Source organism: Lysinibacillus fusiformis, assembly GCF_016925635.1.
Lineage (GTDB): Bacteria > Bacillota > Bacilli > Bacillales_A > Planococcaceae > Lysinibacillus > Lysinibacillus fusiformis_F.
In genome coordinates, this window is record NZ_CP070490.1 from 713,549 (window position 1) to 727,077 (window position 13,529).

The window sequence follows — 13,529 nt, forward strand, 5'->3', positions numbered from 1 at the left end:
ATTAAAAGGTAGAAACGTTGATGGTATCCAACATTTCTACCTTTTCTCAATCAGCCTAGATGATATGCCCATAAATATCCTTTTGATTCCAGTAAAAAAGCATCCGCATCTGAAGTGGAAGTAACAATAATTGCATCATTCGTCTTCAGCTCATAGCCATCATTTACACGTTCTATCTGAATGGGTAAACTTAGCTCGATAAAAAGCTGACGCAGACGGTAGATTGTACTATAAAGATTGGCTAACGCCCTTTTCTCTTCTAAATTGGGCCAAATATCATCTAAAATACGATATTTTGATACTACATTTCCTTCATTGACTAATAGATAATAAAAAAGTTCCTCTGTGACCTTTGTTCGCCATTTAATAGCTTTGTCATTTAACCTTGCTCCAACTTCACCTTTCAATCTAACTTCCAACTTCGTAGCATTTTGCTTCGTTTGACGTCCATAATATTTCGTCAGTCTTTCATTTATTTGAAGTACAATACTCGGAGTCATTGGCTTTAATACATAATCTAATGCTTGCACTCGAAACGCATCAACAGCGTATTTTGCATATGCTGTTGAAAAAATAATTGGAACATCTATGCCTTCTTCTACTAAATGAGCCGCAAGCTCTAATCCATTCATCTTAGGCATTTCAATATCTAAAATAATCGCATCATATTCACCTTTAATGGTCAAAATTTGAGTTGTCGCTTCTATAGGAGATGTAAAGGAAGCAATAACCTTAAAAATCCCCTCTTTTTCAAGTAATAGTTTGTGCAAATCTAAAATCGGCTGTTCATCCTCTACCATAATAATTCTCCACATATGGAAGCTCCTTTAAAGGTTGTATAAATACCATTGTTGTCCCTTCATCTTTCTTTGAAGTAATCGAAAGAGTAGCATGCGGTATTTCTTTTACTCGACGTAAAACATTCATGAGGCCGATGCCATTTGAAAATATAGTTTCACCATGGTTTAAAGCTTTTACCTGTTCCTCAGTCATACCAACGCCATCATCCATCACTCGAATGCTAAGATGATTTTGCTGCCTTTTTATTTCAATAGTAACTGTTCCATTTCCATCCTTTTCAAAAATCCCGTGACGAATGGCATTTTCGACTAACGGCTGAATCAGTAGACTTGGAATTTCTACCGTTGATGCATCTAATGTCTCTTCTATTGTTAATATAACAGTTAGCTTATTGCCAAAGCGAGCTTGTTCGATCTCTACATAAGCACGTATGATTTCAAGCTCTTTCTCTAATGTTGCGCGTTGTTCATCCTTACCTGATTCTAATATAGAACGTAGGTAGGTAGATAGCATCGTTAATAAATGTCCTGCACGCTCACCATCTGTATAACAAAACGAAATAATACTGCTGAGTGCATTGTATAAAAAATGTGGATTAATTTGTGCCTGTAGAAAAGCCATTTCGTGTTGTATTGCTTTGCCCATAGCCTCTTTAGTTAATGCAATGGCAGATAAACGTGTAATTAACATTTCTTTTGTAGCTGGTTTACGGATATAATCATTTGCTCCTGATTCTAAGACAAGTGAAATATTGGTTGGATATTCATTGGCTACTAACATAATAATCGGTAAATCTATATAACTAAAATACTGTCTTATATGTTTCGTTAGAGCAATACCTCCCATTCCAGGCATCACTTCATCTATCAATAAAAAATCAGGTTTTTTTTGCTGAATAATAGTAAGTGCTTCTTCTGGGCAATGCACAACCTCTATAAAATATTGATTTTGTAGAAGAGTTTGTAACACTTCTGCATGTATGACATCATCCTCAACTATGAGTAACTTCGGCAAGTTTTCATTGAACGGTGTCTGTTTGTTCCATATGACATTCATTTCATTATCTTTTAGCACTTCCTCATAACCCCCAAATGGCAAAGTGATGTTGAAACGAATGCCATTTTGTAATAAATCTATTGAATATGCGCCTTTCATCTGTTCAATGATGGCTTTCCCAATGGACTGACCCGTTTCATCTGCTGCAATTTGCTTTATAGGCTCTGCCCCAGTTCCTTCAACCGAAATTCTTACGTCTGTATTAAGATGTAAAACCGTTAAAATGACATCCCCATTCACAGCATGAGAAATAGCTGTTTCAAGCACCCTGTATAAGATTTGTCCTACTCGCTGCTCATCAGCTTGTACTAATAATTTTGGATTAATGTGCTTGTATACACAAATATTTTTGTTCTTTATTTTTTTTCGTGCATGGTTAATACATGCAGAATAATCATTTGAATATTGACTGGATGGACAGTTATTTGTAAATCTTGGAATCTTATCCGGGTAAAATCCTTCAAGTCATTTACTAAATATAATAAACGTTCTAGTTGTTGTTCTAGTAATTGTTGCTCACCCGTCATAGATTGATTTGACAAGGATTTTGTGATATTTAATGCATGATAAAGGGGTTGTTCTAATTCATTTGTTGTTACCTCTAAGAACGATTCCTTACCAATTGTTGCCTTTTCCAGACGTTGGTTATATAATTCAGCGTCTCTTGTTCGATTAATTAGTCGCATAGCCAAGAAAACATTCATATTTACTACAAAAAATAGCAGGCCAATGCGATTAAAAACATTTCGTCCTGAGAAAAAAAGCTGATCAAATGTTCCACTAACGCTAAAAATAAATAGAGATATTATCGTTGCACTTAATATGGCTAGTTCATTTTTTGGTACATGAGCACTTTTCGTCATCATCAAATACAATAATCTTCCAATTATTAATAATGCTAAAAAATTTATATAGGTGAAAAATAGATATTGGAGATTTGATAAGGATCTTGCTGGTAAAAGGAGCGTTCCAACTCCATATAATATAAGAGGTGACACAAATAACATAGCTGTCCTACGCTTCATCATGGCTGTTACAGTATAGACGAAGAACAGGAATAACATCACTGCATTCAAATACGTTATAAAATCTTGCAGACGAAAATACCACTCAAATGCTATAGAAGGAAACTCTCTATAAAGAGTTCGTTCACCCCTTGTACATACTAGAATTGCTAATGTAAAAAAATAGATTGCACTATAAAAAAACGCTTTATCTCTTATTCTTAATAAATACAAACTAAAATGAAAGATTGAAAATATCAATAACATGATGATGGTTGTTTTTTCTAAGTACACATCTTGAATTACATCTTTTGCAAGAGCATCCGCTTCACCAATATCTATAGGAAATATAATGCCATGCCTAGCATTATAAAAATCTGCCACTTGTATTGTTATGGTTAATGATTCCGAAGAAGGTGAAAAATACACTTCATAAACAGGATTACTTGGTACTGATGCTTCTCGAGCAGTAGTAAGTGTACCATAGGATGCAGCGATCTCATTATTAATATAAAGTTGATGAGATGACCAAATATTTCGTACCCGAATACCTATTTTTTTGAAATGAGATGGTAGCTTAATTTTAAGTTGATAAGTACCGTACTCTGCATCATTCTGCCATGGTCCGGGAACCTTTTCAATCGGAGCGTGATCAGGAAAATTAGCAGGTTCAAGAAATTTATTGCCTATAAACCGCCATTCTCCAGACAATGCTACAATCTCTTCCTCTTTTGTTATTTCTGATAAATCTAATAAACCATCCGTCGCCTGTAATTTAGTATGACTTGTATCTTGATCGTTAAAAATTAAGTATGCTAACATGGCAATTGCTACTAAAATAAATAACCAGCTTAATCCTTTTCTTATCATGAAACCCACCTCATCCCTATCGTACAAAAATAAACTCTCAAATATCTAACAGCTTATAATTTTTATTTTGACATTAACAGTCATTTTTCATCTTCAATAATATATAATTAAGGTATAATCAATCTTATTTTTAGATTAATAGAGGTGAATTGTTAGTGGAGTTACGTCAATTACGCTATTTTGTAGAGGTTGCTGAACGTGAGCATATTTCAGAGGCTGCTGAGCATCTTCATGTAGCCCAATCTGCCATTAGTCGGCAAATCGCAAATCTTGAAGATGAGTTAGGCACCCCGTTATTTGAGCGAGTGGGACGAAATGTTAAATTAACCCCAATAGGGAAGACATTTCTTGAGCATACCATTACGGCATTAAAGGCCATTGATTTTGCAGCAAAGCAAGTGGAAGAATATCTTAATCCTGCGAAAGGCTCTATTAAAATCGGCTTTCCAACAAGTTTAGCTAGCTATGTTCTACCAACCGTTATTTCAGCCTTTAAACGCGAATACCCTGATTTACAATTTCAACTACGTCAAGGATCTTATCGATTTTTGATTGATGCAGTCAAAAATCGGGAGTTGAACCTAGCCTTTTTAGGACCCCTCCCCCCAAAGGACGAATCCATTCAATCAACAATTCTGTTTACTGAAAATATTGCTGCACTCCTACCAGCCAATCATCCATTAGCTAAAAGAGAAAGCATACAGCTTGCAGAGTTGCGAAATGATCTCTTTGTGTTATTTCCAGATGGCTATATTTTGCACAAGGTAGCGATGGATGCTTGTCGAGCTGCAGGCTTTTTACCAAATGTCATTTCAGAGGGGGAAGATTTGGATGCATTGAAGGGCTTAGTTGCTGCTGGCATAGGTGTTAGTCTATTACCAGAAAGCTCTCTATATGATTCAGCGGCTCGCTTTACCATAAAGGTTCCTATTGAATCTCCTACAATCCCTAGAACTGTTGGTATTATTTCACCAGTAAATCGAGAAATTGCCCCTTCAGAAATCATTTTCTTAGACTTTGTGAAAAACTTCTTTTCTCGTCTTTCTCAATTCCAATAAAAAATCGCCTTTTGGGCGATTTTTTTGACTTCACATTATTTAGTTGAATGCTCACCAATCCATTGTAATGTTTTTGCGCCTAAGCCTCCTGCACGCCATAACACCACGTCATGATAGTTTCTCCTCTGTACATAATTCACCCATTTTTCAAGCGTTACTTGATCAGCATACCAAACCTCATGGCTGGTATTACTATCATCTATATACGTAAAATAAACGGCTCCACTTGTCTTATCACGTTTCTTTTCTGCTTGTGTTTCAGCTAATATTTGCTCAGCCTCCAGCTCCGTTAAAGCAACTGTTTTACCTTCTGCTCCCCAATCGAAACCACCCGTAGCAAAGGCAATGGCTAAATCTTGATTTGACTTTTTGATCTTTTTCACTAAATCATTAAGAAAAGTAAAAGTGGCTTTCGCACCTGGCCCACTATGATAGCCATGAACATTATAGGCCATTACAGTATAGGTCGGTCCATTTGGTAATTTTACATCAAATGGAAAACTTGGCTCTAGCACAACATGCAATGTCATATCCTTTTTAGAAAGCGCTTGGTACAGCTCTTTTAAAAAGAGGATATATTTTTTTAGGTCTTCTTGCGCTACCTTTTCATAATCAATCTCAATACCAGCCAATTGGTACTGTTCTGCTACCTCTAAAATATGGCTGATATGCTTTTTTCTAGCAGCAGAATCATATACCAATCTGTGCAAAAGCTTACTATCCTTTTGAACAGATGGAGCGTTATCTGTTACATAATCATTAATAAACGTTAGGATCACATGATGTGAATTGGTAAATTGCTGCTGTGTTTGTTGCAGCATATCAATTGCATTTTCTGTTAAAAGCAATTCGTCTTTACTATTAAAATAAGCACCGAAAACCCTTAGATCTTGTAACCCTTGCTGAGAATTTTTCACATCCTCCATAGCCAATTTATTTTGCCATTCGGGTAACCAGATAGACAATCGGAGCTTCTCCTTATTCTTTGTATCAACTTTTGCTACAGCTGCTGGCTCCTTACTAGGACTACAAGCCGTAATAAATAGGAGCGCTATACAGATAAACAATACAAAATTCTTCACTTGAATTAAATTTCACCTCAGTTTAGAAGGTTTCAATAAAGAAATCCACCACATCATTTAACATAACCATGGCTTTATTCCTTACCTTCTCAAAATTCGTATATTGGTTTGTATAAATGATTTGCTTTTTACTATCTGTAATCAAAATATCCTCTATGAATGTGTCGTAAATATCATCGGCATACTGTTCATGTGAAGTATCCTTTTTACTGTACAGCGCACCAAATCCAATCTGTGCCCCTTGTAATGCTGGATTTATTTGAACGGTTTCGGATAATACATTATCTACATTTATTTCTATTTTATCCTGATGGACTGTAATATTAAATACTCTCTTTTTCGTTAAGTTTCTTGGGTATTCTTTGTCATTAATACGAGAACCTTTTTGAGTATCATGATAGGTGTAAACGGTCGCCTTGTTAAAGGCATATTCCTCTTCATTCCATTTTACTTCATTTAACTGAAATCGTTCCTTCTCAACAATCCCTGCCTCTGGTAATTTTTCACTTACCACAATCTCATTATCTACTAATGCAATTCTCAAATAGCTGTTTGTTGTTGCATCATAATTGGTATAGAAAGCTTGCTGACCTACAACGTTTCCTTTGAATGTAAAATTTGCTTGAAAGTTTTCGGCTAATGCATCCTTTAAGAGAATTCTACCTTCACTAGATGGGGGAGAGGTTAACGTAATTTCATTATTTTCAAATTCTGCCGCCCCATTTACCACATGCCAATTTTGAGCTATTTGAGGATCTCCTATCTTAAATTCAATGTTTTGTTTACTAGTTTGAAAAATTTTCATCATGACATGATTGGTTGACCAATACGGCGAAACTTGTAAACGATTTAAGTTATAAAGATCTGCTTCTCGATCATTATAAGCACCCAACTCTAAATTAAAATGCAGACGAAACTTGTCTTTAATTTCCTTGTCATTGATTTTCTGTACTAACGGGTCCATATTGTTATAAAGAGAGTTAGCATGCATAATCGCATAGGCTTTTGGCACTTCACCAAACTCCTGTTGATAGATATCCTCCATCAGCTTATAATCCTTCTTAATGCGTTCTTCCATCTCTTGCCGTGTTTCACTTGGAATCATATATGGATTGCGAATAAAGTCCATTAAATAGTGGTTGTAGTATTCTATCGTTGTTTTATTGGGTACATCATTTTCATCGATAACACCAAGTGATTGTCCTTTATCATTAAAAACATTAATATAGGTTAGCCTATAGCCATTAGATCCTAATTCCCAATACCCACTTCTTTTCATCAGCTTTAAATCTTTAGGCTTTAAGAATTTACTATCCCTCGTAGCCATTTTATTAGCATACGTAAACATCGTCGCCTTATAATTTAATTTTTCCATAATATTTTGAGCAAAAATACTAGAATCTGTGCGACCATCCTCAAAGGATAAATACAATGCTTTTTTAGGCAATGGTTTGTCTTTTTGATAAAAATCTAAAATATCCTTTTGTGTAATCGTTTGATAACCTTGTTTTTTCAGCAATGTTAATTGTTCATCCAAATTCTTTTTAGACACATATTTGGGAGAATCATTTCTACTCAGCCCAAAATAAGAAAGGGCAATAAATCCCTCTTTATTGTTTAATGGTACCGCTTCAGCCGTTCGCCTCTCTGTCAAAAATATAGCTTTTATTAAAATCACAGCTAATAAGAACACAATGATTAATTGTACGATCGAACGAATGATTTTCCGACGATTTTTTTTAGCTGGCTGGAGTTCTATACTTTTTCCTTTCATTCCTTCTCACCCATTTTTCTATTTTTCAACATCGAAAACCGGGATTTTCGTACTTTTTGCTTTTCCATTTTCTTTTCTTTCGCTAGAACGTCTTGAGGGGTTTCTCTTGTTCCCCATGTAGATTTCCAAAAAGTTACCCAGGCTGCTGGCATCTGCCAAAGCAAAATAAATTCATAATAGAGAACAAAAATAAAACCAAACCCCCATAGTGTGCTCTTTCTAAAGAATAAATGTGCCAAACTCATTAACATTGCCATTAATAGTAAGCCTAGTAAAAATGTTGTTGGAAAAATGCCATATACTAGTGGTACATAAATTAAGTTATACACAACAATAATCGGGGCAGCGATTGGCACAATTAAACCAATGATAAAGAAAAGAAACATAAAAGGTTCTTTTTTCCACATAAATATAAATGCGCGTAATGATTCTCTTAACCAAGAACGTTTCCATCTCATTTGTTGTGCTAAAAAAACTTTCGTATCAGAGGGCACAATCGTAGAACAAATGGCATTATCCTGATAGCCTGTTCGATGTGTTTTCAAAATATAGTTGGTCATGCTGCGGTCATCCCCAAATGTGGCTGGCTGACCGAGAAACTTTTGATTAAGCCAGGCTGTCTCATTTTTTAGAATAAGCTCTTTCCGATAACATGCTAATGGCCCTGATAAACAAGTAACCGTATCAAACCATGATTCGGCTGCTTTCATAATACGGAAGGCAATATAATAACGGACTGTTTGTAATTTTGTAAGAGAATTGGTAAATTTATTTTCAACCTCCGTTCGACCAGCCACACCGCCCATTTTGGGATCTTGGAAAGGCTGAACTAAATTGCGAATGGCATGTGGCTCTAAAAAACTATCTGAATCCACAAACACAACCAATTCATGCTTGGCTTGATGAACCCCTGCAACTAAGGCTTCTCGCTTTCCTCCGTTCTGTGGTAGCTTATAAAACTTTAAGCGATCATTTGTCCTAAAACGTTCACCCTCACCATGTATAAGATTAATCATATCCTTTGCCTTTTCTTCTGTACGATCTGTTGAACAATCATCCACGACGATTACTTCTAACTTATCCACTGGATAATATTGATTAATACAACTAGATACCGTGCGATGAATCCATTCCTCTTCGTTAAACACAGGAATTATAATGGATACACCTGGTTCAAACTTCGGATTGATTGGTATATTTTTGTAAAGCATACCAAATACATATCTGCTTAACAGAAACGTTGCGGCAATAATACTATAAAGATATAAAAATTTATTAAACCTGAAATAAATCAAACTTTCGGCTCTCATTAATATGACACATAGTGACACAATCAAGAAAAATAAGCTGGCTACAAAAATAGAAACGCCCCACCGATTTTTTATCATATACTCATTTAAAGGATGCAAAAATTCACATGCAACATAATAGCGGGTTTGTTCATCTACTTCTTTAGTAAAGCAACGTATAACCCTAGCCTTTAACTTGACTTTGGACTCATAGCCCTCTGGCATTGCCCCACCTGGTATTGTGAATCCCATAGTTAGTATTTCATCGATCAATAAATGCTGGGGCTGATGGGAGTAAACAAGGATACCCGTTACCGAAATATCCTCCGCATAATATTTATTAGAACTCACTGGACGTCTAGGTCTTTTAAGCTGAACCTCAAAATTTGTTTCATAGCGTAAACTCATTCGTTGGAGACGATAAACTTCGTTCACATCTGTAGGATCAATCTCCTCTTTCTGGTAGGATGCACCACGTCGATCCACTAGGTTTCGTACATTTTCAGGATCGGGAATATTTGATAGAATTCGACGGTCAGAGCGTGGTGTCATTAAAATCTCTTTTTTCATCACTCAGTCACATCCCTACTTATATCTTCCTCAATCCAAGTCGACATTTTACTAAAGCTATAGCCATCTTGTTGTAGTTTTTCAATAATTAGAGGTAATGCTTCTACCGTATTCGTCCCATCTAAAATATGCATGACAATGACTTTCCCTGGTGCAGCCCTTTCGATCACTCTTTCATAAATGTCCTGCGCCTTGTAATCTAAATTCCAATCAAAAGAAGCAATATCGTACATGGCAATGGTTTTAATTCCAGCGGCAGTAATAATTTTGGCCGTTCGCTCATCCATTATGCCTTGTGCTGGTCTGAAATATAAAAGTGGTGGCTCTTGTAATGCATAGGTCAGAGCCCTGTGAGCCTTCACTAAATCATCCTGCAATTCTTCAGGTGTCATCTTCGTCACATCTAAATGGTAATAGGAGTGACTTGCTACCTCGTGACCTTCCTCTACAATCATTTTTGCTAACTGTGGATTCTTCTCGACTCCGCTACCAATTAAGAAAAATGTACTTTTGATATTATATTTCCGTAAAACGTCCAGTACTTCTTTTACGCGCTTTTCATGTGCCCAATCATCAAAAGTAATGGCTATTTCCTTTTTGGACGTCTCTTTTCGATAATATATATTGGGCTTGGCATGCTCATAATTTAAATTGGGGCTAACAGCGTCATACCCTTTTATTTCTTCTACTGACTTTGTTAAATAACGTTCGTCTAACACATCGCTTAACGTAGTAATCGTGTACTCATGTTCTTTAGCCAATTGCGCTAATAAGGGGATGGTATCAATAATGGCAGGATTAATGTATGTGTTGAGATGAATGATAGAGCCCCTATCAATATATTGGCTGATATAGTCAATTAGTTCTTGAGCACTTTGCATTTTTCTATCAAGTGGATTAATAGATAATCCAATAACTGCCTTCATGTTTAGTGTGGCTGCTACTAAACGCATGTTTTCGGTAACATCACCTGAGCGACTGCGAACATATTTCGGAGTATAGCCTAAATGCTCTTCAAAAATTTGATTAGTTAAAAAAATTTCTTCATACGTCTGGTCATAATCTAAAGTTGCTACATTTGGAAACGTCAATGTACCGTTTTGTACCTCATGACCTCTCTTTAAGATATCTTTCACAAGCTCTGGCTCCTGAGCAACACGCATCCCCTCCAAGAAAAAAGTCGCTTTCATATCCGATTCATCTAACTTTGTTAGTAATTGCTCCATTGTTTCGTTATCTGCGAAGCCATTAAATGTTAAGGCAACTTTCGACACGACAATGTTGGCATGACTAATTAAATCACTCATTGTACCATTAGATTTTTTGATTTTAATAGAAGAATCTACTGGATGAATCGTTTCTTTGGTAGCGGGGTGACATCCCGTTAGAAGTAATAACATAAGCAGACTACAGATTTTAAGTAGTTTCATTTCCAATGAATTCCCCTTATAACTTGTGATAATTTTTATTTTCAAACACAAAATTGGTATTACGTGTATCAAAAATTAAGGAAGCCTGTTGATCAATTAAAGAATAATCAATTTCTGAATGATTCGTTAAAATTAACACTGCATCTGCATGTTGGACTATTTCTCCTGTTAATGGAACTGTATTTAAAAGGGATTGTTGTACAGAGAATGTTTGAATAAACGGATCGATAATCTTTAGTTCACACTGACTATCTAATAACTGCTGGATAACACGAAGTGCTGGAGATTCACGTGGATCATTTATATTAGGCTTATACGTAACACCAATGATAACAATCGTTGCCTTACTTAGTTCTTTATTTTGTCTACTTAAGTAATTTTCTAATCTATTCACAACAAAGCTAGGCATTGAATCATTGACTTTGTCTGCTGCCTCAATTAATGTTGCAGAGATGCCATGCTGTTGCCCAGCCCATAATAAATATTTAGGATCTACTGGTATACAATGCCCCCCTACTCCAGGTCCAGGTGTAAATGGCATAAATCCGTAGGGCTTTGTAGAAGCTGCTTGAATCACCTCCCAAACATCAATATCCATTTTATAACAAATCTGACTTAACTCATTGACAAGGGCAATATTAATTTGTCGAAACGTATTTTCCAGCAATTTCTCCATTTCAGCTACTCTCGGACTCGACACAGTATATATACTGGTATGAATGACTGTTTCATAAAAGACCTTTGATACTTCTAGACATGCTGCTGTTATTCCCCCAACCACTTTCGGTGTATTCGAAACGGAAAACTTGCTATTTCCTGGATCTATACGTTCTGGTGAATACGCTAAAAACAAATCATGACCGATGACAAAGCCATTTTTTTGTAAAATGGGCTGAACAAATTCTTCTGTTGTCCCAGGGTAAGTTGTGCTTTCTAAAATAATGAGCGCATTGGTCTTAATATTTCTTCCGATGTCATGCGTTGCCTCTTTTATAAATGACATATTAGGCGTTCCATCTACTGCTGTAGGTGTAGGCACACAAATCACTATTACGTCAACTTGCGAAAGTTTGGAAAAATCATTAGTTGCTTCAAATCGACTACTTTTTATGATTCGCTGTAAATTTTCTTTAGGTAAATCAGCTATATAACTATCACCCTCCTGTATCTGTCTGATTTTATCTTGATTTTTATCAAACCCTATAACATGAAAACCACTTTGTACAATCTCAACAGCAAATGGCAGCCCCACATAACCAAGTCCAATAACCCCTATAGTCGCAGTTTTTGTTTTGATTTTATTCGATAAAGCTGAGCTTCGTGATTGCGTTTTTATTTTCATAAAAAATGACTCCTCTATCTAAAACAATTTTCAACTTCCAACGGATTTTAAAGATTTTTGAGCAATGATTTATTGATAGTAAGCGTTCTACAAAGTAATTGAGTATTTCTCATTATCTTTTTAATCAAACTCCTTTCATTGCTATCGACTTCCTCATGATTTTTCTGTGAAAAACGATTAATTAAAAACCTTCAACAATTTGCTAACGTTTATATAGTACTAATTGAAACTAAACAATTTCTAAACATTTCGAAAATACATTATAAAACGCCTATTTTTCTTATAATTCGACAATATTAGTGCAATAATTCACATTATATTTATCAATAAATTCATACCTACTAGTTCAGGCTAAATAATAAATAAATGCAAAAAATCCCTTAAGTATCACCAATACTTAAGGGATTACATAAAAAGGTATGTGAGTCATATGACTCACATACCTTTTTAGTGTTGAAAAACAAAACAGTCAATTGAAAGGTAGAAATGGATTTCCGTTGCAGGCTACTTGCTTTCCTGTGGGCGAGCGTCGAATCGCTTCCTCCGCTACCGCTCCGTGCAGGGTTTCGCCTGTCTCGCTATCCCACGGGAGTCAAGTAGCCTTCCACTTCAACCCACTAATTTTTTAGCAAAGGTTTTCAAATAAAGTGAAGGTGCTCACTACTCTTTATGAAGAGGTGTTGTCACGCATCACTTCTCCACACTGAAAATAAGAGCTTATCCCCTCTAAGAATACAGATAATAGGCGATTTGATTATGAAAAAAAGTAAAGACACTTTGCAGAATGGTTGATTGGAGTGGAGCCAGCGTCACTCCTAGGGGATTTAGCGTTACAGAGGAGACCCTGGAGCGAACGTAAGTGAGTGAAGCGGCTCATCGGACGCCCCCTGGAAAGGACGCTGGCGGAACGGAAATCAACCCCTCACCTTGCAAAGTTGCTTTTTCTGGCGTTGACATCATCTTTTTTCAACAACATGAAGGTATGTGAGTAATATGACTCACATACCTTCGTAGTGTTGAAAAACAAAACAATCAATAGAATTTTTATGAAAGGTGAAAAGGCTTTCCTTTGCAGGTTACTTACTTGCTGCTAACGCTCTGTGCTGAGTCTTTCTATCCTACAGGAGTCAAATAGCCTTCCATGCCCACCCACAAAAGTGTTTTCTTTTTGGCAAAGATTGCACAAATAAAATGAAGGTGTTCACTACCCATTTCATTGATGGTTTCACTACTTCACATTTAAAATAAGAGCC

9 protein-coding genes are annotated in these 13,529 nt (G+C 36.0%); 1 reads left to right on the forward strand and 8 read right to left on the reverse strand.

All coding sequences use genetic code 11. The features are described 5' to 3' along the window. Window positions 1–50: 50 nt before the first annotated feature. From JTI58_RS03640 to JTI58_RS03650, 3 genes are all read right to left on the reverse strand, one after another. Complete coding sequence (locus JTI58_RS03640; RefSeq protein WP_205445280.1) at window positions 51–815, reverse strand: response regulator; 765 nt, start codon at window positions 813–815, stop codon at window positions 51–53. Then, window positions 787–2,124 (reverse strand): histidine kinase, encoded by a 1,338-nt coding sequence (locus JTI58_RS03645; protein WP_205445282.1) that lies wholly within the window; start codon window positions 2,122–2,124, stop codon window positions 787–789. Before JTI58_RS03645 ends, JTI58_RS03640 begins: the two co-directional genes overlap by 29 nt. An 89-nt stretch (window positions 2,125–2,213) precedes the next feature. Further along, a complete protein-coding gene (locus tag JTI58_RS03650) occupies window positions 2,214–3,731 on the reverse strand; it encodes a hypothetical protein (protein WP_205445283.1) in 1,518 nt (505 codons plus the stop codon). A gap of 155 nt (window positions 3,732–3,886) precedes the next feature. Here JTI58_RS03650 and JTI58_RS03655 point away from each other — a divergent pair, with 155 nt between their 5' ends. Continuing rightward, a complete protein-coding gene (locus JTI58_RS03655) occupies window positions 3,887–4,789 on the forward strand; it encodes a glutamate biosynthesis transcriptional regulator GltC (RefSeq protein WP_205445285.1) in 903 nt (300 codons plus the stop codon). Between the two features lie 35 nt (window positions 4,790–4,824). Here JTI58_RS03655 and JTI58_RS03660 read toward each other — a convergent pair whose 3' ends face one another. The 5 genes from JTI58_RS03660 to JTI58_RS03680 all read right to left on the reverse strand — a co-directional run bounded on the left by JTI58_RS03660 (window position 4,825) and on the right by JTI58_RS03680 (window position 12,276). After that, window positions 4,825–5,754: a glycosyl hydrolase family 18 protein gene (locus JTI58_RS03660; RefSeq protein WP_243456300.1), complete on the reverse strand. Its 930-nt coding sequence runs from the start codon at window positions 5,752–5,754 to the stop codon at window positions 4,825–4,827. A 139-nt stretch (window positions 5,755–5,893) separates the two neighbouring features. Next, complete coding sequence (locus tag JTI58_RS03665) at window positions 5,894–7,645, reverse strand: polysaccharide deacetylase family protein (RefSeq protein ID WP_205445288.1); 1,752 nt, start codon at window positions 7,643–7,645, stop codon at window positions 5,894–5,896. Beyond that, window positions 7,642–9,504: a glycosyltransferase family 2 protein gene (locus JTI58_RS03670; RefSeq protein ID WP_205447088.1), complete on the reverse strand. Its 1,863-nt coding sequence runs from the start codon at window positions 9,502–9,504 to the stop codon at window positions 7,642–7,644. Before JTI58_RS03670 ends, JTI58_RS03665 begins: the two co-directional genes overlap by 4 nt. After that, window positions 9,504–10,934, reverse strand: coding sequence for a polysaccharide deacetylase family protein (locus JTI58_RS03675; RefSeq protein WP_243456302.1), 1,431 nt, complete (start codon window positions 10,932–10,934; stop codon window positions 9,504–9,506). Before JTI58_RS03675 ends, JTI58_RS03670 begins: the two co-directional genes overlap by 1 nt. Window positions 10,935–10,950: 16 nt before the next feature. Beyond that, on the reverse strand, window positions 10,951–12,276 hold the full coding sequence (locus JTI58_RS03680) for a nucleotide sugar dehydrogenase (RefSeq protein WP_205445290.1): 1,326 nt from the start codon (window positions 12,274–12,276) through the stop codon (window positions 10,951–10,953). Window positions 12,277–13,529 lie beyond the last annotated feature (1,253 nt).

Bases quoted from the DNA above. Each gene is read 5' to 3' on its own strand.
- JTI58_RS03640 (WP_205445280.1), bottom strand. From the start codon at position 815: ATGTGGAGAATTATTATGGTAGAGGATGAACAGCCGATTTTAGATTTG.
- JTI58_RS03650 (WP_205445283.1), bottom strand. From the start codon at position 3,731: ATGATAAGAAAAGGATTAAGCTGGTTATTTATTTTAGTAGCAATTGCC.
- JTI58_RS03665 (WP_205445288.1), bottom strand. From the start codon at position 7,645: ATGAAAGGAAAAAGTATAGAACTCCAGCCAGCTAAAAAAAATCGTCGG.
- JTI58_RS03670 (WP_205447088.1), bottom strand. From the start codon at position 9,504: ATGAAAAAAGAGATTTTAATGACACCACGCTCTGACCGTCGAATTCTA.
- JTI58_RS03675 (WP_243456302.1), bottom strand. From the start codon at position 10,934: ATGAAACTACTTAAAATCTGTAGTCTGCTTATGTTATTACTTCTAACG.
- JTI58_RS03680 (WP_205445290.1), bottom strand. From the start codon at position 12,276: ATGAAAATAAAAACGCAATCACGAAGCTCAGCTTTATCGAATAAAATC.